General features: G+C 65.7%; 25 protein-coding genes and 1 tRNA gene. 20 read left to right on the forward strand and 6 right to left on the reverse strand.

What is annotated here, in order from left to right:
- The first annotated feature begins 76 nt into the window (after positions 1–76).
- Together BLR29_RS06615 and BLR29_RS06620 are read left to right on the forward strand one after the other, a co-directional pair.
- The gene (locus BLR29_RS06615) at positions 77–766 is read left to right on the forward strand and encodes a glutathione S-transferase family protein (protein ID WP_092135645.1); all 690 of its coding nucleotides are present in this window, start codon (positions 77–79) and stop codon (positions 764–766) included.
- A 29-nt stretch (positions 767–795) separates the two neighbouring features.
- Positions 796–2,028: a multifunctional CCA addition/repair protein gene (locus tag BLR29_RS06620; RefSeq protein ID WP_092135646.1), complete on the forward strand. Its 1,233-nt coding sequence runs from the start codon at positions 796–798 to the stop codon at positions 2,026–2,028.
- 27 nt (positions 2,029–2,055) lie between these two features.
- Here the strand turns inward: BLR29_RS06620 and BLR29_RS06625 are convergent, their stop codons facing one another.
- On the reverse strand, positions 2,056–2,493 hold the full coding sequence (locus BLR29_RS06625; RefSeq protein ID WP_092135648.1) for a universal stress protein: 438 nt from the start codon (positions 2,491–2,493) through the stop codon (positions 2,056–2,058).
- A gap of 464 nt (positions 2,494–2,957) precedes the next feature.
- On the opposite strand from BLR29_RS06625, the gene BLR29_RS06630 reads away from it, so the two are divergent.
- Genes BLR29_RS06630 through BLR29_RS06645 form a run of 4 tightly spaced genes read left to right on the forward strand, consistent with a single transcriptional unit; the run spans position 2,958 to position 7,013 of the window.
- Positions 2,958–4,151, forward strand: a complete 1,194-nt coding sequence (locus tag BLR29_RS06630) for an ABC transporter substrate-binding protein (protein WP_255371126.1) — start codon at positions 2,958–2,960, stop codon at positions 4,149–4,151.
- 33 nt (positions 4,152–4,184) lie between these two features.
- A complete protein-coding gene (locus BLR29_RS06635) occupies positions 4,185–5,213 on the forward strand; it encodes an ABC transporter ATP-binding protein (protein ID WP_092135649.1) in 1,029 nt (342 codons plus the stop codon).
- Positions 5,214–5,251: 38 nt separating this feature from the next.
- The gene (locus BLR29_RS06640) at positions 5,252–6,157 is read left to right on the forward strand and encodes a carbohydrate ABC transporter permease (RefSeq protein WP_369804575.1); all 906 of its coding nucleotides are present in this window, start codon (positions 5,252–5,254) and stop codon (positions 6,155–6,157) included.
- A 1-nt stretch (position 6,158) separates the two neighbouring features.
- Entirely contained in the window at positions 6,159–7,013 is an 855-nt protein-coding gene (locus tag BLR29_RS06645) for a carbohydrate ABC transporter permease (protein ID WP_092135651.1), read from the forward strand.
- Positions 7,014–7,020: 7 nt separating this feature from the next.
- On the opposite strand, the gene BLR29_RS06650 is transcribed toward BLR29_RS06645, so the two are convergent.
- Together BLR29_RS06650 and BLR29_RS06655 are read right to left on the reverse strand one after the other, a co-directional pair.
- Positions 7,021–7,215, reverse strand: coding sequence for a DUF2905 domain-containing protein (locus BLR29_RS06650; protein ID WP_092135652.1), 195 nt, complete (start codon positions 7,213–7,215; stop codon positions 7,021–7,023).
- 6 nt (positions 7,216–7,221) lie between these two features.
- Positions 7,222–8,418 carry a class I SAM-dependent methyltransferase gene (locus BLR29_RS06655; RefSeq protein ID WP_092135654.1) on the reverse strand — a complete coding sequence of 399 codons (1,197 nt, stop codon included), beginning with the start codon at positions 8,416–8,418 and terminating at the stop codon, positions 7,222–7,224.
- Positions 8,419–8,434: 16 nt separating this feature from the next.
- Here BLR29_RS06655 and BLR29_RS06660 point away from each other — a divergent pair, with 16 nt between their 5' ends.
- The 3 genes from BLR29_RS06660 (at position 8,435) to ttcA (ending at position 10,772) form a co-directional block, all read left to right on the forward strand.
- A complete protein-coding gene (locus BLR29_RS06660) occupies positions 8,435–9,253 on the forward strand; it encodes an SDR family oxidoreductase (RefSeq protein WP_092135655.1) in 819 nt (272 codons plus the stop codon).
- An 89-nt stretch (positions 9,254–9,342) separates the two neighbouring features.
- Complete coding sequence (locus BLR29_RS06665; RefSeq protein WP_092135657.1) at positions 9,343–9,741, forward strand: dihydroneopterin aldolase; 399 nt, start codon at positions 9,343–9,345, stop codon at positions 9,739–9,741.
- A gap of 86 nt (positions 9,742–9,827) precedes the next feature.
- Positions 9,828–10,772, forward strand: a complete 945-nt coding sequence (gene ttcA / locus BLR29_RS06670; protein WP_092135658.1) for a tRNA 2-thiocytidine(32) synthetase TtcA — start codon at positions 9,828–9,830, stop codon at positions 10,770–10,772.
- 200 nt (positions 10,773–10,972) lie between these two features.
- Here ttcA and BLR29_RS06675 read toward each other — a convergent pair whose 3' ends face one another.
- Positions 10,973–11,794 (reverse strand): DUF6279 family lipoprotein, encoded by an 822-nt coding sequence (locus BLR29_RS06675; RefSeq protein WP_092136615.1) that lies wholly within the window; start codon positions 11,792–11,794, stop codon positions 10,973–10,975.
- Positions 11,795–12,120: 326 nt separating this feature from the next.
- Here BLR29_RS06675 and glmU point away from each other — a divergent pair, with 326 nt between their 5' ends.
- From glmU to BLR29_RS06725, 9 genes are all read left to right on the forward strand, one after another.
- Entirely contained in the window at positions 12,121–13,485 is a 1,365-nt protein-coding gene (gene glmU, locus BLR29_RS06680; protein WP_092135660.1) for a bifunctional UDP-N-acetylglucosamine diphosphorylase/glucosamine-1-phosphate N-acetyltransferase GlmU, read from the forward strand.
- Positions 13,486–13,581: 96 nt separating this feature from the next.
- Positions 13,582–15,420 carry a glutamine--fructose-6-phosphate transaminase (isomerizing) gene (gene glmS / locus BLR29_RS06685; protein ID WP_092135661.1) on the forward strand — a complete coding sequence of 613 codons (1,839 nt, stop codon included), beginning with the start codon at positions 13,582–13,584 and terminating at the stop codon, positions 15,418–15,420.
- Between the two features lie 476 nt (positions 15,421–15,896).
- Positions 15,897–16,493 (forward strand): GTP cyclohydrolase II, encoded by a 597-nt coding sequence (ribA, locus tag BLR29_RS06695; protein ID WP_092135664.1) that lies wholly within the window; start codon positions 15,897–15,899, stop codon positions 16,491–16,493.
- A 200-nt stretch (positions 16,494–16,693) separates the two neighbouring features.
- Positions 16,694–17,149, forward strand: coding sequence for a PA2169 family four-helix-bundle protein (locus BLR29_RS06700; RefSeq protein ID WP_092135666.1), 456 nt, complete (start codon positions 16,694–16,696; stop codon positions 17,147–17,149).
- Positions 17,150–17,181: 32 nt separating this feature from the next.
- Positions 17,182–17,415 (forward strand): hypothetical protein, encoded by a 234-nt coding sequence (locus BLR29_RS06705; protein WP_092135667.1) that lies wholly within the window; start codon positions 17,182–17,184, stop codon positions 17,413–17,415.
- Positions 17,416–17,506: 91 nt separating this feature from the next.
- Positions 17,507–17,983 (forward strand): bacterioferritin, encoded by a 477-nt coding sequence (gene bfr, locus BLR29_RS06710; RefSeq protein ID WP_092135669.1) that lies wholly within the window; start codon positions 17,507–17,509, stop codon positions 17,981–17,983.
- An 89-nt stretch (positions 17,984–18,072) separates the two neighbouring features.
- Positions 18,073–18,147, forward strand: a tRNA-Cys gene (locus BLR29_RS06715).
- A gap of 317 nt (positions 18,148–18,464) precedes the next feature.
- The gene (locus BLR29_RS06720) at positions 18,465–18,905 is read left to right on the forward strand and encodes a GNAT family N-acetyltransferase (RefSeq protein ID WP_092135670.1); all 441 of its coding nucleotides are present in this window, start codon (positions 18,465–18,467) and stop codon (positions 18,903–18,905) included.
- A gap of 74 nt (positions 18,906–18,979) precedes the next feature.
- On the forward strand, positions 18,980–19,963 hold the full coding sequence (locus BLR29_RS06725) for a quinone oxidoreductase family protein (protein ID WP_092135672.1): 984 nt from the start codon (positions 18,980–18,982) through the stop codon (positions 19,961–19,963).
- A gap of 69 nt (positions 19,964–20,032) precedes the next feature.
- Here the strand turns inward: BLR29_RS06725 and dmeF are convergent, their stop codons facing one another.
- Both dmeF and BLR29_RS06735 read right to left on the reverse strand, forming a co-directional pair.
- A complete protein-coding gene (dmeF, locus tag BLR29_RS06730) occupies positions 20,033–21,007 on the reverse strand; it encodes a CDF family Co(II)/Ni(II) efflux transporter DmeF (RefSeq protein ID WP_092136617.1) in 975 nt (324 codons plus the stop codon).
- Between the two features lie 191 nt (positions 21,008–21,198).
- Positions 21,199–22,116, reverse strand: coding sequence for a LysR family transcriptional regulator (locus BLR29_RS06735; RefSeq protein ID WP_092135673.1), 918 nt, complete (start codon positions 22,114–22,116; stop codon positions 21,199–21,201).
- A gap of 140 nt (positions 22,117–22,256) precedes the next feature.
- Here BLR29_RS06735 and leuC point away from each other — a divergent pair, with 140 nt between their 5' ends.
- Entirely contained in the window at positions 22,257–23,675 is a 1,419-nt protein-coding gene (leuC, locus tag BLR29_RS06740) for a 3-isopropylmalate dehydratase large subunit (RefSeq protein ID WP_092135675.1), read from the forward strand.
- Entirely contained in the window at positions 23,668–24,330 is a 663-nt protein-coding gene (gene leuD, locus BLR29_RS06745; protein ID WP_092135677.1) for a 3-isopropylmalate dehydratase small subunit, read from the forward strand. The genes leuC and leuD overlap by 8 nt, the downstream gene beginning before the upstream one ends.
- Positions 24,331–24,342: the final 12 nt, after the last annotated feature.

Genomic DNA, 24,342 nt, shown 5'->3' on the forward strand with positions numbered 1-24,342 from the left:
GGGCTGGATAGAATGACCGGTTCAGGTGCGCAACGGTGCGCCCGCCTCTTTCGATCTCCGCCCCCAAGGATCCGCGATGAAGCTCGTCATCGGCAACAAGAACTATTCCTCCTGGTCGCTGCGCCCCTGGCTGCTGTTGCGCCATGCCGGCATTGCGTTCGAGGAAATCCCGGTACGCCTGTCCACGAAGGAATTCTCCTCGGATGTCGCGCGCTTTTCGCCCGCCGGCAAGGTGCCGGTGCTGGTCGACGACGGCGTGACGGTCTGGGATTCGCTGTCGATCTCCGAATACGTGGCGGAGCGCTTTCCTGAGAAGTCGCTCTGGCCGGCCGACCCGGCCACCCGCGCGCTGGCGCGTTCGGTCTGCGCGGAAATGCATTCGGGCTTTGGCGACCTGCGCAGCCAGATGCCGATGAACGTGACGGCCGTGCTGCCGGGCTGCGGCTGGAACGTGGCCGTGCAGCGCGACGTGGACCGCATCGCCGCCATCTGGGAAGACCTGCGCGCGCGTTACGGTGCCGAGGGCCCGTTCCTGTTCGGCAAGTTCTCGGTGGCCGACGCGTTCTTCGCGCCGGTGGTCAGCCGCTTTGCCACCTATGGCGTGCACCTGCCCGACGCGGCCAAGGCCTACGCGGATTTCATGCTGGCGCTGCCGGCCATGCAAGAATGGATCTCCGCCGCCGGCGAGGAGCGCGACTTCCTGGCCGATGACGAACCGTATCGGACGGAACCGGATCGCCCGGACGCCATCATCATTCATCACTGACGAGAAGCGCGAACGCGCAAGGGAAATTCATGCAGGTGTACGCCGTCGGCGGAGCCATCCGCGACCAGCTGCTGGGCAAGCCAAGCCAGGACCGCGACTACGTGGTCGTGGGCGCGACGCCGGCCGCGATGGAGGCCGCCGGCTACAAGCCGGTGGGCAAGGATTTTCCGGTGTTCCTGCATCCCGAAACGAGGGCGGAGTACGCGCTGGCGCGCACGGAACGCAAGACCGCCGTCGGCTACAAGGGGTTCGCGTTCTATTGCGAGCCCGATGTGACGCTGGAAGACGACCTCGTGCGCCGCGACCTGACCATCAACGCGATGGCGCAGGCCGTCGATGCCGATGGCAATCTCGTCGGTCCGGTGATCGACCCCTATGGCGGCCAGCGGGATCTCGCGGCACGCCTGTTCCGCCATGTGTCGGACGCATTTGCCGAGGACCCCGTGCGCATCCTGCGCGCGGCGCGCTTTGCCGCGCGCTTCCATGATTTCGCCGTGGCACCCGAGACCGTCGCGCTGATGCGCAGGATGGTCGATGCGGGCGAGGTCGATGCGCTGGTGCCCGAGCGCGTGTGGCAGGAAATCGCACGCGGCCTGATGGAGGCCAAGCCCTCGCGCATGTTTGAGGTGTTGCGCGAGTGCGGGGCGCTGGCGCGGCTGCTGCCGGAACTCGACAGGCTCTGGGGCGTGCCGCAGCGGGCCGACTATCACCCGGAGGTCGACACGGGCGTGCACGTCATGATGGTGATCGACTACGCGGCGAGCGTGGGCGCGGCGTTGCCCGTGCGGTTTGCCGCGCTCGTGCACGACCTGGGCAAGGGCACCACGCCCGAGGACGTGCTGCCGCGTCATATCGGGCATGAGCAGCGCAGTGTCGATCTGCTAGAGGCGGTTTGCCAGCGCCTGCGCGTGCCGAACGATTGCCGCGAACTGGCCGTGCTGGTGGCATGCGAGCACGGCAACATCCACCGTTCCACCGAATTCGGCGCCGCCGCGCTGACGCGCCTGATCGAACGCAGCGACGCCTTGCGCAAGCCGGCCCGTTTTGCCGAGGCCTTGCAGGCCTGCGAGGCCGATGCGCGTGGCCGGCTGGGTTTCGAGGATCGGGAATATCCGCAGACGGCACGCTTGCTGACGGCGCTCGAAGCCGCCGCATCCATTGACGCTGGCGCCATCGCACGGGCCTGCGGCGATGTCGCCCAGATCAGGGACCGCGTTCACGCGGCGCGCGTGGCGGCCGTCGCGGAGCGGCTCGGACTGTAGGCACTCCGGCGCAACGCCGGGCCGTGTCTACCGATAGACCAGCACCGGAATCGTTGTATGCGTCAGCACCTTTTGCGTTTCGCTGCCGATCAGCATCGCCTGCACGCCTCGCCGTCCGTGTGAAGCCATGACGATCAGGTCGCAGCGCCTGGCGCCGGCCTCGTCGACGATGGCCTGGAAGATGTGGTCCCGCGTGATGCAGGCGGTGTCGCATGCCACGCCCGCGGCGGCGGCTTCCTGCGCAATGGTCGCCAGATAGGCTTCGGCCTGCCGATAGGCCTCATGCATGTAGCGGTCCCTGCTTTCCGCCAGGATGGCGGTCTGCAGGCGCATCGTATCGAAATGTGGCACGACCTGGATTGCCGTGATGCGGGCGTGGATGGATCGCGCCAGTGCGATGGTCTTGCGGTAGGCCGCGTCGGACAAGTCTGAGCCGTCGACCGCTACCAGCAGATGCTTGAACATGTCAGTCTCCTTGCCAACCGGCGCCGGATGCCTTGCATGGATCCTCACCATTCCCAGCTTAGGACTCATTTTGGAAAGGGACAGGGAAGGGGGCGGCATGTATTCATTCCCGCACTTGCCGATGCGTGCCGTATTTCCTATTCCTCAAATGAGACCTACCCTTAAGACGACCGGGAGCCAACCGCTTTCTCGACGGGAGAAATGCCATGGCCAATTCAACGCATCCAGGTTCCGGCCGGGTCGGCGCCATCCGTAAGGCGGCGCGGGTCGCAACCCCTGACGCAATCCCTAGCGTAACCCCTAGCGCAACCCCCAACGCAACCGCTGGCGCGGACACTGACACCAACCGCCGCAGATTCATACAGGCCGCGGGCGGCGTTGGCCTTGCCGCTGGTCTCGGCGCCTTCCTTCCTCGCGCCCACGCAGCCAGGCGCACGCTGAAGATCCTGCAGTGGAACCACTTTGTGCCGGGTTACGACAAGTGGTTCGACGACGTCTATGTGAAGCAGTGGGGGCAGAAGAACGATACCGAGGTGGTGGTGGACCACGTCGGCATTCCCGCGCTGGCCACGCGCGCGGCGGCCGAGGTCTCCGCGCAGAAGGGGCATGACCTGTTCATGTTCCTGTCGCCTCCGCCGGTCTACGAGGATCAGGTCATCGACCATCGCGAGATCTATGAGGAATGCCAGCGCAAGCACGGCAAGCCGGTCGAGCTGGCGATCAAGAGCACGTACAACCCGAAGACGAAGAAGTACTTCGCGTTCTCCGACAGCTTCGTCCCCGATCCGATCAACTATCGCAAGGACCTCTGGGACGAGGCCGGCATGAAGCCGCCCGATACCTGGCTCGATGTCCTCGCCGCGGGCCGCAAGATCAAGGCCGGGCGTGGCATTCCAATCGGCGTCGGCCTGTCGGCGGAACTCGATACCGCGATGGCGGTGCGCGCCATCCTGTACGCCTTTGGCGGCTCGGTCCAGGATGACCGGCACACCGTGGTGCTGAACTCAAGGCAGACGGTGGAAGCCGTGAAGTTCGTCAGGGCGCTGTACCAGGAGACCATGACGCCGGAAGTGCTGGCATGGGACCCGTCGTCCAACAATCGCGCGATGCTGGCGGGCAAGATCTCGCTCTGCCTGAACGCCATCTCCATCACCCGCGAGGCCGAAAACAAGAACCTGCCGATCGCGCGCGACATCTGGCTCACGCAGGCCTTGCAGGGCCCGGTGCGACGCATCGCGCTGGAGCACGTGATGGACTGCTACGTGATCTGGAAGTTCGCCGAGAACATCGGCGGCGCGAAGCAGTTCCTGGTCGACTATATCGACAACTTCCGGCAAGGCTTCCTGGGCAGCGAGTTCTACAATTTTCCCTGCTTCCTCAGCACCGTTCCCGATCTGCAGAAGCTCATTGCCGACGACCCCAAGGCCACGCCGCATGACAAGTACAAGGTGCTCGGCGCACTGATGAACCAGGCGACCAACGTCGGCTATCCCGGCTATGCCAATGCCGCCGTCGACGAGATCTTCAATACCTGGGTGCTCAACACCATGTTCGCCAAGGCGGCCACGGGCGACGAGACGCCGGAAAACGCGGTCAGGATCGCCGACGCGACGTGCAAGCGCATCTTCGCCAAGTGGCGCGACAAGGGCATGGTGTAGCGGGCGTGGCGTAGCGCGGATGGAACGTGGCCCATGGCCTCCATAGAGGTTCGCTCGCTCACCAAGCATTTCGATGGCACCAACGCGGTGGACAACGTCGACCTGGGTGCCCGGGATGCGGAATTCCTGGTCCTGCTGGGGCCCTCCGGCTCCGGCAAGACCACCTTGCTGCGCCTGATTGCCGGGCTCGAGACGCCCACCCGGGGCGATATCCTGGTCGACGGGCGCGTTGTCACGGCGCTGCCCCCGAGGCTGCGCAACATGGCAATGGTGTTCCAGAGCTACGCCTTGTACCCGCATCTGAATGTCTTCGAGAACATCGCGTTTCCGCTGCGGGCCAGGGGTATCGCGCGCGGGCAGGTCAATGGCAAGGTGGACTGGGCTGCGCAGCTGTTCGGCATCGCGCATCTGCTGAAGCGCAAGCCGCGTCAGCTGTCCGGCGGGGAGCGGCAGCGGGTGGCACTGGCGCGCGCGGTGGTGCGCGAGCCGATCGCGTTCCTGCTCGATGAGCCGCTGTCCAATCTCGATGCGAAACTCAGGACTTCCGCACGCGACGAGCTGCAGCGGTTCCAGCGCCGGCTCGCCACCACCACCATCTACGTCACCCACGACCAGATCGAAGCGCTGGGCCTGGGCGACCGCATTGCCATCCTCGATCATGGCAAGATTCACCAGCTCGGCACGCCGCAGCAGGTCTATGAGCAGCCTGCCGACCTCTTCGTCGCTACCTTCATCGGCTCGCCGCCGATGAATCTGCTCGAGGCCGATGGCGTGGTGACAGGTTTCCGGCCCGAGCACTTCCTGCCTCGCGGGGCCTATGCCGCGGACGACGCGGTGCGGCCCTTTGTCCTGCGTGTCACGCGCATCGAGAACCTGGGCTCCGACCGCCTCGTGTACGGAGCGCTGGAGGCGCCGCTGCCGCAGGTCAGCGTGGTGTCGCGCATTCCCTGCACGGTGACGATCCCGATCGCGGCCGGCGATGCCTGCCCGTTCGCGGTGCGCGAGCGTGACCTGCATCGCTTCGACCTGAAATCCGGCGCGAATCTCGGGGCCGTATCGTGAAGCGCACATCCATTCTCACGGGGCAGCCGGCGCAGCAACTGGGAGAACAGCCGGCGCGCCGGCTGGCCGACGACGATCGCTGGCTGGGCCGCGCCATGCTGGCACCGGCGGTGATCTACATCGCGTTGCTGGTTGGCTTTCCGTTTGCGCTGTCGATCTACTACAGCCTCTCGGACGCCACGGTGGGCAGTCAGGTGCTGCACTTCGTCGGCCTCCGAAACTTCATCCGCGTGCTGGAGAACCCTACCTTCTGGCGCTCGCTGGGCAACGCGCTGGTCTTCACGCTGGTGTCGCAGGCCCTGGTGGTGGTGCTGGCAAAGATCCTGGCGATGGCCCTGTATCGGGACTTCCGAGGCAAATGGCTGGTGCGCTTGCTGATCCTGCTGCCGTGGGTGGCGCCGATCTCGCTCGGCACCATCGGCTGGCTGTGGATCTTCGACCCGGTCTACAGCGTCATCAACTGGATCCTGCGTGCGGCCGGCGTGCTGGGCCCGCACGTCTGGCCCGTGTGGCTCGGCCAGCCGAGCCTGGCGATGGCGTCGGTGATCCTGGTGGATGTCTGGCGCCTGCTGCCGCTGGCCACGGTGATCATCCTCGCCGGCCTCAGCGGCATTCCCCAGGACATCCATGATGCGGCCGCGATGGACGGCGCCGGCTTCTGGCGGCACCTGTTCCGCATCAACATCCCGCTGGTGATGCCGATCATGCTGGTGGCGCTGCTGTTCGGCATCGTGTTCACGTTCACCGACATGATCATCATCTATGTGCTGACCCGCGGCGGCCCCTATGACACCACCCAGGTGGTGGCCAGCCTGGCGTTCTTCACCGGCATCCAGGGCGGCGACCTCGCGGAAGGCGCCGCCATCTCGCTGTTCCTGTTTCCGGTGCTGGTTGCGGTCGTGATCGTGCTGCTGACCATCGCCCGCCGTACGGAGGTGACCTGAAATGGAATACGCCGCCATTGCCTTCCGACGCTGGGCCGCGCGCGGCGCCCATTTCGGGTGTATCGCCGCGTTCGTCGCGTTCTGCGCGTTTCCGTTCTACTGGATGCTGATCACCACCTTCAAGGATGTCCATGACCTGATCGACACCGCCAACAATCCGTTTCTCTTCAACCTGCCGCCCACGCTGGAGAACCTGCGGGTTCTGTTTGGCGAGACCCGCTACGTGCGCTGGGTGTTCAATACGCTGGTCGTCGGCGTGGGCGTGGTGGTGATCACGCTGTTGCTCGCGGTGCCCGCCGGCTACAGCCTGGCGCGCCTGTCGGGGCGGTGGGGGCGGCAGTGGGCCATTGGCATCTTCCTGACCTACCTCGTTCCCCCCACCATCCTGTTCATCCCGTTCTCGCGCATCATCGGGGCGCTGGGCCTGCAGGACTCGCTCTGGTCACTGGTGCTTGTGTATCCCAGCTTCACGGTGCCGTTCTGCAGCTGGCTGATGATGGGGTTCTTCAAGGCGGTGCCGCGCGATATCGAGGAAGCCGCCATGATGGACGGCCTGAGTCGCTTCGGCGCGTTCATGAAAGTGGTGGTGCCGTTATCGTCGAGCGGGATACTGACGGTGGTCATCTTCGCCATGACCCTGGCGATGCAGGAATTCGTCTACGCGCTGACCTTCATCACCACGTCTTCGCAATACACGGTAAGCGTCGGCGTGCCGACCTTCCTGGTGCGGGGTGACGTCTACTTCTGGGGCTCGCTGATGGGTGCGTGCCTGATCGTCAGCGTGCCGGTGGCCATGCTCTACAACGCCTTCGTCGACCGCTTCGTCGCCGGGTTTACCGTCGGAGCCGTGAAATAGCGCGGGGCTACAGCAGCTTGCCGATCAGCAGCGCGGCCAGCGACAGGATGATCGTCGAGGCGAATGGCAGCACGTAGTCGCGGCCGAACAGCCGGAATCGCACATCGCCCGGCAGGCGTCCAAGACCGATCTTCTGCAGCCACGGCAACGCGGCAGACAGCACGATCACGCAGAGAAAGATGGTGAAGGTCCAGCGCAGCATGATGCGTTACAGCGCGTGACTGCGGTCGCCGCGCGCGAACCCGGCGAGCGGCAGGGCGGCGTCGATCCCGCGCGCGAGGGCGATGACCTTGAACAGTTCGCCCATCTCGGCCTCCGACAACAGCTTCTGCACCGCATTGGCTTGCGGCAGGAAGGCGCGTGCATCGGACGGGTCCAGCTCCATCAGCAGGTCCGTGATACCCGCGTTCATCAGGAACCGCGCCTGGGACGCAAATCCGCTCACCTCCAGCCCCGCGTCCACGGCCGCATGCGCGATGCTGCTGAAGTTCACGTGTGCCGTAATGTCCTGCAGCCCGGGATACAGGAACGGATCGGGATGCGCGTGGTGGCGGTAGTGGCACATCAGCGTACCGCCCGCGCGCTGCGGATGGTAGTACTCCGCCGCCGGGAAGCCGTAGTCGATGAAGAACGCCGCGCCGCGCGCGAGCATCGCGCCCACCGCCCGGGCAAATCCTTCGGCTTCGGCATGCGTTTCGGTGACCACATCATGGTCGCCGGGGATCGCGTGCAGCGCCTCGGGCACGGCGTGGTCGGGCACCAGCCGGTCTTCATACCTGAACGCATGGGCGCCCTCGCTGCCGGCCACGCTGTGGGCCACGCCGCGCTCGTGCCAGCGACCGCCCGTGCGGGCAAACAGGCGCACCGGCATCGCGTCCAGCACCTCGTTGCCGACGATCACGCCTTCGAAGTGCTCGGGCAGCGCATCGAGCCAGGTTACGCGGCCGGCGAGGTGCGGCGCTCGCGCGGTCAGCGTTTCCTGCTGGCGCACCCGCAGTTCTCCGGACAGTTCGACGATGCAGTACTCGTCGGGCAGGGCGCCCTCGGCTTCCAGCGCCAGCAGCAAGTCGGCCGCCAGGCGACCGGTGCCGGCGCCGAATTCCAGCAGCCGGGGCAGGTTCATGGCGACCAGCGGCGCAATCTGGCGTGCCAGCGTGCGGGCGAAGAATGGGGTCAGTTCGGGGGCGGTGATGAAGTCGCTGCCGTCGCGGACATCGCGGCCAAACTTGGCCGAGCCGCCGCTGTAGTAGCCCAGCCGCGGGGCGTAGAGCGCCAGCGACATGTACCGGTCAAAGCCGATCCAGCCGCCGGCCGCATCGATGGCGTCGCCGATAGAGGTGGAAAGTGCCCTGGAGGCGGCCAGCGCGTCCGCGGGGGGAAGGGGTAGACTAGCGACTTTCTGCATACCGCGAATTGTAGCAATGCCAGACTCTTTGACTCCCGGTGCCGTCGGCGCCAAATCCGGCGCCTCGCGCGGCGTGGCGCTGGTCACCGGCGCGGCGCGTCGCCTGGGCCGTGCCATCGCCCTGGAGCTTGCCACGCAAGGCTGGGACGTGGCCGTCCACTGCAACCGGTCGCGCGAGGAAGCCGACGCGCTCGCCGTGCAGATCCGTGGCCTGGGGCGCCGCGCCGCGGTGCTGCAGGCGGACCTGTCCGACGAAGCCGCCACCGGGCGCCTGATCGCCGCCTGTGTCGAGGCGCTGGGCGTGCCGACCTGCCTGGTCAATAATGCGTCGCTGTTCCAGTACGACGTGGCGACCAGCTTCTCGTATGCCTCGCTCGATACCCATATGCGCACCAACGTGGCCGCCCCTTTGCTGCTGGCGCGTGAGATGCACAAGGCGCTTGGCGCCGATGGCAACGAGACCGACCAGCGTGGCGTGGTGATCAACCTGCTGGACCAGAAGCTGGACAACCTGAACCCGGATTTCCTGTCCTACACGCTGTCCAAGGCGGCGTTGCAGACGGCCACGCTGCAACTGGCGCAGGCACTTGCGCCGCGCCTGCGCGTGGTGGGCGTGGCACCGGGCATCACGCTGGTGTCCGGCGACCAGACCGATCCGGGCTTCGTGCGCGCCCATGGGATGACCCCGCTGGGCAAGTCCTCCACACCGGACGATATCGCCCAGGCCGTGGCCTACCTGGCCATCGCCCGGGCCGTGACCGGCACCACGCTGTACGTCGACGGTGGCCAGCATCTGATGCCGCTGGCCCGCGACGTGATGTTCCTGACCGAGTAAGCCGCGCGCGGGCCTTGTTCCAGGCCGCGCGCGTTTTGATCGTTGTTCGATTGCCGTTTGTTTCCGATTCCCCTGTCTGACGCGCTGCCATGACCTTTGCCGCCCTTTCCCATCCCAGCCTGCAAAACTGCCGCCGCATGTTCCTGCGCAACTACGAAGTGCAGATCAACATCGGCGTGCACGAATTCGAAAAGAAGGGCGAGCAGCGCGTGCTGGTCAATATCGACCTGTTCGTGCCGCTGGCCCAGAGCACGCCCCAGGCCGACAAGCTCGAAGAAGTCGTGGACTACGACTTCATGCGCAACACCGTGGCTGCGCGCATGGCCCAGGGCCACATCCACCTTCAGGAAACGCTCTGCGACGACGTGGCACGCGCGATGCTCCAGCATCCGAAGGTGCGTGCCGTGCGCGTGTCCACGGAAAAGCCGGACGTCTACCCGGATTGCGATTCGGTCGGCGTGGAGGTTTTCCACGTCAAGCAGGCCTGAGGGCGCCTCAAGTAGAATAACGGCCCGTTCTTCGGGTCCGCGCCGGGTCCGTTTTTGAGGCCCGCCTCTTGCATCAGGTATCTCCCATGAGTCACTCCGCTAACTTCTATCGCCTCGAAACCCGCTTGCAGTCGTTGACCGGCAAGGCTATTGGCGACTTCGGCATGATCGAGGACGGCGATACCGTGCTGGTCTGCATGAGCGGCGGCAAGGACTCCTACACGATGCTGTCGGTCCTGATGGCGCTACAGAAGCGCGCGCCCATCCAGTTCAAGCTGATCGCGATGAACCTGGACCAGAAACAGCCTGGTTTTCCGGAACACATCCTGCCGGAGTACCTGAAGTCGGTGGGCGTGGAGTACGTGATCGTGGAGGCGGACACCTATTCGATCGTCAAGGAGAAGGTGCCGGAGGGCAAGACCACGTGCTCGCTGTGCTCGCGCCTGCGTCGCGGAGTGATCTACCGTACGGCCAAGGAGCTGGGCGCCAACAAGATCGCGCTGGGCCATCATCGCGACGACATCGTCCAGACCTTCTTCCTGAACATGTTCTTCGGCGGCAAGATGAAGGCGATGCCGCCCAAGCTGTCGACCGACGATGGCCAGCACATCGTGATCCGCCCGCTGGCCTATTGCGCGGAGAAGGACATTGCGTCGTACGCGCGCGCCATGGAATACCCGATCATTCCGTGCAACCTGTGCGGATCGCAGGAAAACCTGCAGCGCAAGAAAGTCAGCGAGATGTTGCAGGGCTGGGAGCGCGAGAACCCCGGCCGTATCGACAATATCTTTGCGTCGCTGCGCAACGTCGTGCCGTCCCACCTGGCCGATACCGAGCTGTTCCCGTTCACGGGGCTGGCCACCGGCCTGGCCAAGATCGACGAGGCATCGCTGTTCGGCGAAACCACCTACAGCCAGCAGGCGCTGACGTTCACCGGCAGCACCGAGGCCAATCGCATGGAGTTCGTGCGATTCGATCGCCCGGCCAAGGCGCCGGCCAGTCCGGAGCAGGCACAGGCCGGCGCGGATTGAGTTCGAAGCCAGGACTTCACCAGCGCGATCCCGCCGGCCGTCAAGGCCGCATCCGCAAGACAGAACGCCCGCATGCAAGCGGGCGTTTTGCTTTTTGCCGTGCCGGCGATCACATCCGGCCCTGGCTGAAGGCCTTCGACTGAGGCCTACGACTGATGGCCTTCATTTCCCGCTGTCCATTGGGGCACCCCTTCCGTTCGTCACTTCGATGCCTGTGACGAGGCGCCGTTGCCCTCGCGCATCAGCGACCGCATATCGTCGATCCACTTCTGGAAGCGGGTTGCCGCATGGACCTTCTGCTCCGGTGTGGTCAGGTTGGCGATCGTCACCGTCAGCGCCACGCCGGCCTGGCTGGCGGCCTGGTACGGCTGGGCGCGTTCGGCCGGCGGGCGCTGCCAGTGGTCGGCGTACTTGCGCAGCCGGTCTTCCACCTGCGGCTTGGGCGGATGCGTGGTTGACACCTCGCGGGCCAGCGCGACCCATTCCTGCTGGCGCTTCACGCGCTCGGCATAGCGCGTTTCCGCGCCCTGCATGTACGGCCCCATCGCGTCACGGATTGCCCGCTCCTGATCGTCGGAGAACCGCCCATAGACCAGCCTGGCGTAGTCCATGATCTTGTCGAAACGAGCCTCCGTGCGCGCCCCCGGGTCGGACTTGAGGTATTCCTTGCGATACTTCGCGTTGCTTTCCGCAAACTTCGATTCCATGCGCCTGATCTGGTCGGGCGCCAGCGTCAGCATCAGGTCGGCGAGGTCAGGCACCGCGTTCTCGAAGGCCTGGCGGCCCAGCCGCTGGGTGTCCTGCTGGATCTGGCGGACCATCGCCGCGTCCACCGGGCCGGTCACTTCGCCCTTGACCCGTGTGAGTACGGTGGCGATCTCGGGCAACTGGGCCTGGCGGTGCCAGGCAAAGAACCGGGCGATGGCGTCCCGGGTCGGTGGTTCCTGGACGTCGGAGACATCCACATAGCGATCCACCCACCAGTAGGCGAGCCGGTCACCCTGCTGGTAGCCCAGTTTCATGGCGTTGCAGCCACTCAGCGCCCCCACCAGCGTCGCGGCGATGGTAAATGCTGCAAACCATGCAAAAACGCGCTTCGGCCAAATGTGAACATAAGAAACGGCCTGCCGTCGGGTGCAAGTCACCATGCTAAAATCGGCGCGCATGTTTTCCGTCGTGCCGGATCGCCCGCCAGCCCAGTCCTGGCAATGGCTTTGCGGGTTTGGTCGCAGCGCCGGCAGCCATCGGGCGCGCCAGGGCCGGAGGGCCCCGCGCAATGCCGGGCGCCTGGCATCGTGGCACGGAAATTCCAGCTTCTTCTCAGACACACTCACTTACGGACCTCCTTGTGAATATCGTCATTCTTGCCGCGGGCATGGGCAAACGGATGAACTCCGCACTCCCCAAGGTCCTGCACCCGGTCGCCGGACAGCCGATGCTGTCGCACGTGCTGGACACCGCCCGTACCCTGTCGCCCACGCGACTCGTGGTGGTGGTCGGTCACGGTGCCGAGCGGGTCCGCGAAGCCGTTGGCGCGCAAGACGTCGCCTTTGCCGAACAGGCCCAGCAGCTGGGCACCGGGCACGCCGTCATGCAGGCACTGCCGTTGCTCGACGACAGCCAGCCCACGCTGGTCCTGTACGGCGATGTGCCCCTCACCACGGCGGCCACGTTGCGGAGCCTGGTCCACGCTGCCGGCAGCGAGCGCATGGGCGTGCTCACCGTCGAGATGCCCGATCCTACCGGATATGGCCGCATCGTACGGGACGCCGCCGGGAACATCGTACGCATTGTCGAGCAGAAGGATGCCAGCGATGAAGTCCGCGCCATCCGCGAGATCAACACCGGCATCATCGTCTGCCCCACCGGCCACCTGCGCCGCTGGCTGAGCACGCTGCGCAACGACAACGCGCAAGGTGAGTACTACCTCACCGACACCATCGAACGCGCCGCCACGGAAGGGGTGGAGGTTGTGTCGGCCCAGCCGGCCGCGCTGTGGGAGACGCTGGGCGTCAACAGCAAGGTCCAGCTGGCCGAGGTCGAGCGCATCCACCAGCGCAACCTGGCGCAGCAACTGCTGGAAGCCGGCGTGACGCTGACGGACCCCGCGCGCATCGACGTGCGCGGCCAGCTGACCTGCGGGCGCGACGTGACCATCGACGTGGGCTGCGTGTTCGAAGGCCGCGTGCACCTGGAGGATGGCGTGCACATCGGGGCGAATTGCGTGATCCGCAACGCCACCGTCGGCGCCGGCACACGTATGCAACCGTTCTGCCACATCGAGGAAGCAAAGATCGGGCCGGCCGGCCGGATCGGGCCGTATGCGCGCCTGCGTCCCGGTACGGAGCTGGGCGAGGATGTGCATATCGGCAACTTCGTCGAGGTCAAGAACAGCCAGATCGCCGACCACAGCAAGGCCAATCACCTGGCCTACGTGGGCGATTCCACGGTGGGCCAGCGCGTCAATATCGGCGCGGGTACCATTACCTGCAACTACGATGGCGTCAACAAGCACCGTACCGTGATCGAGGACGACGTGTTTATCGGTTCCGACACGCAGCTGGTGGCGCCCGTGACGGTGCGCCGTGGCGCGACGATCGGCGCGGGCACGACGCTGACCAAGGAAGCCCCGGCGGACAAGCTGACGCTGTCGCGTTCGAAGCAGATGACCGTGGACGCGTGGCAACGCCCGGTGAAGCAGCCCAAGCCATAAACGCGATTCCATCGCGAAGCGGGCCCGGCGTCGGGCCCGACAATCATTCAGTGACAGGGCGCGCGGGACGTGCGCGCCAAATCGGGGGGTCCCAGCATGTGTGGCATCGTCGGCGCGGTTTCCAACCGCAATATTGTTCCGGTCCTGATCGAGGGCCTGCGTCGCCTCGAGTACCGTGGCTATGATTCCTGCGGCGTGGCCGTGGTGCGCGATGACATGCTCGAGCGTGCCCGTACCGTGTCGCGCGTGGCCGATCTCGACACCCAGACGCAATCGTCCGGCCTGGCAGGCCATCTGGGCATCGCCCACACGCGCTGGGCGACGCACGGCAAGCCCGATACGATCAACGCCCACCCGCATTTCTCGGACGAAACCATCGCGCTGGTGCACAACGGCATCATCGAGAACTACGAGCCGCTGCGCGACGAACTGCGCGCGGTGGGCTACGGCTTCGAGTCGCAGACCGATACCGAGGTGGTGGCCCACCTGGTTCACCAGGCCTACACCTATCCGAGCAGCGCCACGCGTGGCGACCTGTTCGGCTCCGTCCGCGCGGTCACCAAGCGCCTGCATGGCGCCTACGCCATTGCCGTAGTGGCCAAGGACCAGCCCGACGTCGTGGTGGGCGCCCGCGCCGGGTCGCCGCTGGTGGTGGCGCTGGGCGAGGGCGAGTCGTTCCTCGCATCCGATGCGCTGGCCGTGGCCGGCACCGCCAACCGGATCATTTATCTGGAAGAGGGCGATGTGGTGGAACTCACGCGCGCCGGCGCCACGATCCACGACGCAAACGACATCGAAGTCCAGCGCGAGGCGCGCGTGGTGGAAACCCACGCCGCCGCGGTGGAACTGGGTCCGTATCGCCATTTCATGCAGAAGGAAATCTTCGAGCAGCCGCGTGCGCTGGGCGATACGCTGGAAGGCATCGCCGCCATCACGCCGGACCTGTTCGGCGAGACCGCCGCGTCTGTGTTCGCGGGGATCGACAGCGTGCTGATCCTGGCCTGCGGCACCAGCTACTACTCGGGCTGCACGGCCAAGTACTGGCTGGAGTCCGTGGCGAAGATCCCGACGCAGGTGGAAGTGGCCAGCGAGTACCGCTACCGCGACACCGTGCCGAACCCGCGCGCGCTGGTGGTGGTGATCTCGCAATCGGGCGAGACCGCCGATACGATGGCCGCGCTGCGCCACGCCCGTTCGCTGGGTCATGCGCATACGCTGGCCGTCTGCAACGTGGCGACGAGCGCCATGGTGCGCGAGACGGAACTGCGCTTCCTGACGCGCGCCGGCACCGAGATCGGCGTGGCATCGACCAAGGCCTTCACCACGCAACTGGCAGCGCTCTACATGCTGACGCTGGCACTGGCGAAGGTGCGTGGCCACCTGACGGAAGAGCAGGAGTCGGCGGCGCTGACCAACCTGCGCCACCTGCCGTCCGCGCTGCATGGCGTGCTGGCGCTGGAACCGCAGATCATCGCGTGGTCGGAAGAATTCGCCCGTCGCGAGAACGCGCTGTTCCTGGGCCGTGGCCTGCACTACCCGATCGCCCTGGAAGGCGCGCTCAAGCTCAAGGAAATCTCGTACATCCACGCCGAAGCCTATCCGGCCGGCGAGCTCAAGCACGGCCCGCTGGCGCTGGTGACGGAGGCGATGCCAGTAGTGACGGTGGCGCCGAACGATGCGCTGCTGGAAAAGCTCAAGTCCAACATCCAGGAAGTGCGCGCGCGTGGCGGCCGCCTGTATGTATTTGCCGATGCCGACACGCATATCCAGTCGTCGGACGGCATCCAGGTGATCCGCATGCCGGAGCACTATGGCGCGCTCTCGCCGATTCTGCACGTGGTGCCGCTGCAACTGCTGGCGTATCACACGGCCTGCGCCCGGGGTACGGATGTGGACAAACCGCGCAATTTGGCGAAGTCCGTGACGGTGGAATAAGAGAGGTCGCTTCAAAAAGATCCTGGCGTCGTTGCGCGGCCTGGCCGTACCAGTTGTACTGTCTGCGGCCGCGCCCTTGCAGGGCGCGCATGCGCCAGCAGGCGCATGCCGCTACGCAGGCGGATCGCGTGCGATCCGAAACCCCTGCTTCGCCCTAGCCAGGACCGCTCCGCTTCATTTTGAAGCAACCTCCAAGCGCTCTCCATTACGGGGAGCGCCGGGGCGGCGCAGCCGGTGCATCGTTCGCCACTACGACTTTCACGCGCTCGGTAGTGGTGGCAAGTTTCGCAAGCGGCGGTAAATGCCCGCCGCGCCGTCCCACGCATCCTCCCCATTCCCGATAGGGTTGGCGGTTTCGGGGTATCCTTGCCGGCATGCCGCGCGCACGCCTCCCCGGGTGGCGCGCAGTGCGCCTGTCCCGGTGCCGCATCTTGCCGCCCCGGGCCCCACGGCGCTCCCAGCGATTCCACAGAAATATGAAAGACCTAGAAAGTGAGCTGATCGGCTCCGCCCGGCTGCCGACCCGCTATGGCGACTTCACGGCGCATGCCTTCCAGGGCGCCGACACCGGCACCGAACACCTGGCGCTCTCGATCGGCGATATCTCCGGCGAAAACGTATTGGTCCGGCTGCATTCGGAGTGCCTGACCGGCGACGTGTTCGGGTCCTGCCGCTGCGACTGCGGCGAGCAACTCGACCTGGCCATGCAGAAGATCGCCGAGGAAGGGCGCGGCATCCTGCTGTACCTGCGCGGCCATGAGGGCCGCGGCATCGGCTTGTCGAACAAGATTCGCGCCTACGCACTGCAGGACGGCGGGCTCGATACCGTCGACGCCAACCTCGCCCTCGGGCAAGCCATCGACGCACGTACCTATGCGTTCGCCGCCGACATGCTCCAGCAATGGGGCGTCAAGTCCGTCCGCCTGATGAGCAACAATCCGGTCAAGATCAAGGCGCTTGAAGATGCCGGCATCGCCGTGACCGAGCAGATGCGTCACATCGTGCCGCCGAACGCCGAGAACGAAAAGTACCTGGCGACCAAGCGGTCTCGCATGGGTCACCTGCTGGACTGATCCGCTGCCTCTCGCGCCGCCCGGCGCGGGGCATGTAGGCATCGACCGACAACCGCTTGCGAGGCCACCCGACAGCCTGCGCAGGGTCACTCCCCTATCTTGGAATCAAGGCCGCGCCATCTCTTGCTGAATGGCGCGGAATGTTCCATGACGCGTTGCGCTGGTTTCTCAGGCGGCGCGCTCGATGAGAGGAGCCCACTATGGCTGACAACAACGTTTCCGTGTTGAACGACCTGATCGAGGTTTCGCGCGATGGCGAGGAAGGTTTCCGCAAGGCGGCGGAGGATGCAAAGAATCCGGAACTGAAGACGCTGTTCTCCAGCCGTGCCACGGAAATCGGTGCCGCCGTGCGTGAGTTGCAGGGCCGGGTGACGGCGCTGGGCAGCAAGCCGGAAGAAAGCGGCAGCGTGGCCGGCGCACTGCATCGCGGCTGGGTCAGCCTGCGCACCGCCGTCGCCGACCGCTCCGACCTGGCCATTCTCGAAGACACCGAGAAGGGCGAGGACGTGGCCAAGAAGAAGTACGCCGACGCGCTGCAGGAGACCGACCTCAGCTTCGATATCCGCGCATTGATCGAACGCCAGTATCAGGGCGTGCTGCGCAATCACGACATGATCCGCGACCTGCGTAATCGCTACCGCGCCAGCGGTGAATGATTGCAAATCGGGATTGTCGATTGCCGATAGCCATGAGCGCTTCCTTCGGGAAGCGCTTTTTTTTTGGCGGGCGATTAATGGTCGAGGTCCGGAATGCCAGGCCTGTAACTGGCCTGCAACAGGGCTGCAACGATATGCGCTTCCCTTGTGCATCGTGCGAAATCGGAATCGCAATCATGCGCAAAATCATGTCCAAAATCATGCGCATTACCGCGAATGCCGCGTCGGATAACGCTTTCGTCCAGCACGCAGCCATTATCGTATAAGCCTTGACCTTCTGGCCATGGGAATTACCATGAAAATCTCCGGCGCTTTGTTTTCGACGCCAGTTTCGATGCGGTCACGGGAAACGATGTCATGAAAAGCGACAAGAAGGTAATTCAATTGCTCAACGGTCAGCTCAAGCACGAACTGACGGCCATCAATCAATATTTCCTGCATGCCCGCATGTATCGCCACTGGGGGCTCACCGCGCTCGGCAAGCACGAGTACGAAGAATCGATCGAAGAGATGAAGCACGCGGACAAGCTGATCGAGCGCATCCTGCTGCTCGACGGCCTGCCCAACCTGCAGGACCTGGACAAGCTGCTGCTGGGCGAGAACACCGAGGAGATGCTCGGCTGCGACCTCAAGCTGGAACTGGTGTCGCAAGCCAGCTGCAAGGAAGCGATCAAGTACTTCGAATCGGTGGGCGACTACGTGTCGCGCGAGGTCGTCAGCCATATCCTCGAAGACACCGAGAACCACATCGACTGGCTGCAGACGCAGCTGGAACTCGTGAACAAGGTCGGCCTGCAGAACTACCTGCAATCGGCGATGGGCGAGCCCGAGTGAGGGCCGACTGATGGGCCGTCTGCAGACTTGATCGACTTCGGCTACACTGCGCCCCGCAACATCGATTGTCCGCAAGGACGTCATTCCGGGGCGGGGTGGCAGAGTGGTGATGCGACGGCCTGCAAAGCCGTGTACGACGGTTCGATTCCGTATCCCCGCCTCCATTCCCCTCTGACTGTTCTGTCATCTTTCCCGGATATGCTTTTGGCCTGACCCCTTATCGGTCGGCTGGCGCATTTCATGCTCCGTTTTGCCCAGGCATGGCAAACGTCGCATTCGGTGAATCCCCTCTGGAAACTCCGCCCCGATTGCGATAATGTGGGGCCGCGCGTGCACCAACTGTCAGCATCTCACCGCTCCCGTGGCACGCGTCGTCGTACGACTTCCGATATTTCCCATCGGTGATCGACGACACAGTTCCACCATGCAGGGCTTCCATGGCATTTCCGTCTCAACGTGATGAGAAAAACAGAGGCTCCCGATGATTAAAGATCTGCGAGTCCGCGCGGCGCAGCCGTCGGATGCGCCCGCCATCGAGGCCGTTCTAGAGCGGTGCGGCCTTCCGGTGGACGATTTGCCGCGGCTCGTGGGGGGATTCCACGTCGCCCTGCTTGAATCCCAGCTGGTTGGATGTGCCTGCGCCGAGCTCTTCGGCGATACGGCCATCGTCCGCTCGGTGGCGGTGCTGCGCGAATGGCGCGACCAGGGCATTGCCAGCCACCTCGTCAACGCCGTGATGATGCGGGCCCGCGCCAACGGCAGCCGCCGCGCCGTGCTGCTGACCTCCAGTTGCCCGAGCTACTTCGCGCGCTACGGTTTCTCGCTGATCCATGCCTCCAAGTTGCCGAACGAGGTGCTGGAGAGCAAGGAGTTCCAGCGCCTGCGCAACACCAGCGCGCTGTGCATGAGCGCCGAGCTTTAACCGTCCTTCTGCAAGGTTTTACAAAAGCGTAAATAATCGGGTTCCCAAATTTGCGCTTGCAAGCAGGAGACAACATGCCGACGACCGTCCGCGCCGTACGCCTTCACGAGTTTGGTCCGCCGCAGGTCATGCGCCTCGAGCCCGTCGAGTTGCCGCCGCCGGCTGCCGGCGAGGCTCGCGTGCGGCACACCGCGATTGGCTTCAACTTCATCGACGTCTACCAGCGCAAGGGCACCTATCCGCTGCCGGTCGGCACGGGCCTTGGCCATGAGGCGGCCGGCGTGGTGGAAGCGGTCGGGGAGGGCGTGCGCGACGTCGCGGTGGGCGACCGCGTTGCGTACATGAATGCCGGCCTGGGCGCCTATGCCGAAGGCCGCAACGTGGCCGCCGACAAGCTGGTGAAGCTGCCCGACGGGCTCGGCGACGAGCAGGCCGCGGCCGTGATCTTCAAGGGCATGACCGCGCAGTATCTGGTGCGCCATACCCATGCGGTGAAGCCGGGCGACACGGTGCTGGTGCATGCGGCGGCCGGCGGCGTGGGCCAGATTCTCAGTGGGTGGGCGAAGGCACTCGGCGCGCGGGTAATCGGCACGGCCGGCTCCGCCGCAAAGTGCGAACGGGCGAGGGCGGCGGGCTGTGACGTCGCCATCGACTATAGCCAGGGCGACTGGGTGCAGCAGGTGCGCGCCGCCACGGATGGCCGCGGGGTGACCGTGGTGTACGACGCCGTGGGCAAGGACACCTTCCTGGGCTCGCTCGACTGCGCGCAGACATTCGGCATGGTGGTGCTGTACGGTGGGGCATCGGGTCCCGCGCCGGCCATCGAGCCCGAATTGCTCAACAAGAAGGGTTGCCTGTTCCTGACGCGTCCGTCGGTATTCCCGCACAACGCCGATCCGGCGCGTTTCCGCGCCAATGCGAAAGACCTGTTCGACGCCATTGCCGCGGGCCATGTGAAGGTGGAGATCGGTGCGCGCTTTCCGCTTGCCGATGTCGCCCGCGCGCACGAGGCCGCGGAGCGGCGGGAGACGACGGGAGCCATCCTGCTGTTGCCCTGAGACCACGCCGCGCTGACGCCATGCATGCATCCGGCGTCGCGCGGATCGGATCGCCCCCGGTAGGGCGTCCTACTGGTGCGGCGCCCCGTCGCAGAAACTGATCTCGACGCTCACGTGCACGAGTTCCTCGTGCACGGACAAGGCCTGCCGCACGCGCTGCGGTGTGAGCGTGGTGTCATGGGTGACCAGGCTGGCGATGCAGGCAAACTGCTCGCGGCCCACGCGCCAGATGTGCAAGTCCGCCACGCGCGTGCCGTCTTCGCCCCGATCGAATCCGGCCAGGACTTCGCGCACTTCCTCCACGACCGGATGGTCCATCTCGCGGTCCAGCAGGACCCTGCCGCTCTGGCGCATCAGGCCGATCGCCCATCGGCCGACCAGTACAGCGCCGACCAGCCCCATCACAGGGTCCAGCCAGCTCCAGCCCAGCCACCACCCGCCAGCGAGTGCCACGATGGCCAGCACCGAGGTGGCGGCATCGGCCAGCACGTGCACGTAGGCCGAACGCAGGTTGATGTCATGGTGATGGTGCCCGTGGTCGTGCCCGTGCGCATGGTCGTGATGATGGGCGTGATCGTGGTCGTGGGAATGCGCGCCGCCAAGGATCAGCGCGCTGACCAGATTCACCAGCAGGCCGAAGGCGGTGATGGCCAGGGCTTGCTGGTAGTGGATCGACTGCGGGCTGAACAGGCGTTCGACCGAGGCGAACACCATCAGCGCGGCCACGCCGAACAGGAATACTGCACTGGCAAAGGCGGCCAGCACTTCGATCTTCCAGGTGCCGAACGTAAACCGGGCGTCGCCGGCCAGCTTTCGTGCCGCCGCGTAGGCAAAGGCGGAGGCGCCGATGGCGACGGCGTGCGAGCTCATATGCCAGCCGTCGGCCAGCAGGGCCATGGAGTTGAACCAGAGGCCGGCCGTGATCTCGATGGCCATGGTGGCCAGCGTGATCCACATGACCAGGCGCGTGCTGCGTTCGGCGGCCTGGTTGCCGGTATCGAAGACGTGGGAATGGGTCCACGCGGACAGGTCGTGCGTGTGCATGGTGAAATCGGAATCCGTCGTGTTGAAGGGCGCACACGAAGCGTAGCAGCAATGCCGCGCCGCAGCGCGCTCGCCCATGCGGCCGGGATGGGGTTGGCCGCGCCTGTTCGATAACCCTGGCGCGCCAGTGGCGCATCGGCATGCCGCCCACGTGCCATCAACCGGTGGCTCGTTCCCCGTCTGCCAGACGCCTACCACCCATGATAGGGCGCCGACGCGTCGTAGGCGCCGAAGCGCTCGGCCAGGAAGTCGACAAACGCGCGGACGCGCGCGGACAGCTTGTCGCGCGACAGATACACCGCGTAGATATCCGCAGGCGGCGCCGCCCATTCGGTCAGCACCTGCCGCAGACGCCCGGAGCGCAGCAGCGGCGCCACTTCCCATTCCGATCGCAGCAGGATTCCATGCCCCTGCAGCGCCCAGCCGACCGCCACTTCGCCGTCGTTGGTCGCCGCCGGGCCACGTACCTTGACGGTCTCCTGCCGGCCCGCGGCGTGCAGGTGCCACGTGCCGTAGGCCGACTCGCTTTCGCGGATCACGATGCAGCGATGCTGCTGCAAGGCACGCGGCGATGCCGGCTCGCCATGCCGTGCGAGGTAGGCCGGGGATGCGCACAGCAGCCGGTTGTTGGGCGCGAGCCTGCGCGCGTTCAGCCGGGCATCGGGCAGGTCGCCGACGAGGATGCCCACGTCATAGCCTTCCTCGGCCAGGTTCATCGCCCGGTCGGTGAGCTGGAGCTGGATTTCCACGTCGGGAAACGCCTGCAGGAAATCTCCCACGGCCGGCGCAAGATGGCGCCGCCCGAATCCCAGCGTGGCGTTGACGCGCAGCAGCCCGCGCGGGGCCACGCGGCTGCCGCCCAGGCCTTGCTCCAGTTCTTCCAGTTCCGACAGGATTCGCCCGCCCTGCGCCAGATAGGCCTCGCCTTCGGGCGTCACCGACAGCCGGCGCGTGGTCCGGTTGAGCAGCCGCACGCCCAGGCGCGCCTCCAGCGCGGCCAGCCGCTTGCTGGCCGCGGACGGCGTGATGCCAAGCTGTTGCGCGGTGCCGGCCAGACTGCCGCGCTTGACCAGCAACACGAAGAAGGCGAGATCGGAAAAGGCGTCCATGCGGGGAAAAGTGGCGAATCTGGCGCTCTGGGGAATCGTGAATCCAGGGCATGAATGTCAGTCGATTCGCGAAATTATAGCGATGGATTCCGTGATTACACTGCCGCCATTCCCCCACTCAAGCAGGCAGAGCATTTCTCATGGCCGGTCTTACCCTCTATCGCAAACTGGTGGATTCGCACACCGTCGTCGCGCTCGATGCGGACAACGTGTTGCTCTATGCGGATCTGCACATCATGAACGAGTACACCAGTCCGCAGGCGTTTGCCGGGCTGGCCGAACACGGTCGCAAGGTGCCCGTGCCCGGGCAGCAACTGGCGGTGGTGGACCACATCATCCCCACGCATGCGGAAACGCCGCGCGTGATCCGGGACCCGGCGTCGGCGCTGCAGGCGCGCAACCTGAAGCGCAACTGTGATCTCCACGGGATTCCGCTGTTCGACACCAACGACCCGTTGCAGGGGATCGAGCACGTCATTACGCCGGAGCACGGCATGATCCGCCCCGGCATGGTCGTGCTCTGCGGCGACAGCCATACCACGACGTACGGCGCGTTCGGTGCGCTGGGGTTTGGCATCGGCACGTCCGAGGTGGAGCACGTGCTGGCCACGCAGACGCTGGTTTATCGCGTGGCGCGCGACATGCGCATTCGTGTGGATGGCCTGTTGCCGCACGGGACGACGTCGAAGGACCTGATTCTCCATATCATCGCCCGCATCAGCGCGCAGGGCGCGCGTGGCTATGCGGTGGAGTTCACGGGCGAGGCGATTCGCGCGCTGTCGATGGAAGCACGCATGACCTTGTGCAACATGACGGTGGAGGCCGGCGCACGCGGCGCGCTGATTGCGCCCGATGCCACCTCGATCGCCTACGTGCTGGATCGCGCGCCGGACATCGACGCCGCCATGGCGCAGCGCGCCCGCGCGGCGTGGGCGGAGCTGGTTTCCGATGACGACGCCCGATTCGATGCCGAACTCGTGTTCGATGCCGCCGTCGTCGAGCCGTACGTGACCTGGGGCACCAGCCCGGACCAGGCCATCCCCGTCGGCGCACGCGTGCCGCATCCCGCGGATGCCGCCGATGCGATTGCCCGAGCCTCCGCCGAGCGCGCGCTCGGGTATATCGGGCTCGCGGCCGGTGCGTCGCTGCAGGGCCTGCCCGTGCAACGCGTGTTCATCGGGTCCTGCACCAATGGCCGCATCGAGGACCTGCGCGCCGTGGCGGACGTCGTGCGTGGCCGCAAGGTGGCGCCGGGCGTGCGGGCGATGGTGGTCCCGGGTTCGGGGGCCGTGCGCGATCAGGCCGAAGCCGAGGGCATCGCCGCGCAGCTGAGGGCGGCGGGCTTCGAATGGCGCAAGCCGGGTTGCTCGATGTGCCTGGCCATGAACGACGACGTGCTGACGCCGGGCGAGCGCTGCGCGTCCACCACCAATCGCAATTTCGAGGGACGCCAGGGACGCGCGGGACGCACGCACCTGATGAGTCCCGCCATGGCCGCCGCCGCGGCCGTCACCGGCTACATCACCGACGTGCGCCGCCTGGAGATCCAACATGTCTGACTACACGCTGATCGAAGGCACCGGCGCACCGTTGCCGCTGCCGAACCTGGATACCGACCAGATCATGCCCAAGCAGTTCCTGCGCGGCATCGACAAGGCCGGCCTGGACAAGGGTCTGCTGTATGACATGCGCTTTGACGAGGCCGGCGGCCCGCGCGCGGATTTCGTACTGAACCAGCCGGCGTATCGCAATACGCGGGTGCTGGTGGCCGGGCCCAACTTCGGGTGCGGGTCCAGCCGCGAACATGCGGTCTGGGGGCTGCAGCAATATGGCATCCAGGCGGTGATCGCACCGAGCTTCGGCGAGATCTTCTACTCCAACGCGATGAACAACCGGCTGCTGCTGGTGATGCTGCCGCAAGCGGATGTGGACCGGTTGATGGCGGCCGTGTCGGACCCGGTGGCGCCGGCCACGCTCCGCATCGACCTGCGCGCCATGACGGTCAGCGCGGGCGATTTCAGCGTCGGCTTCACGCTGTCCCCGCGCCATCTGGACATGTTCCGGCTGGGGCTGGACATCATCGGACTGTCTCTGACCCATGCCGATGCGATCGCGGCGTTCGCCCGCGGCCATTACGCCGCCAGTCCCTGGCTGCGCGACGTGGCGGCCGTTACCATGGCAAGACTCAACGGCCAGCCAGTCGCCAACCGCTAAAGGAGCCACATG

The organism is Cupriavidus sp. YR651 (assembly GCF_900101625.1).
Lineage (GTDB): Bacteria > Pseudomonadota > Gammaproteobacteria > Burkholderiales > Burkholderiaceae > Cupriavidus.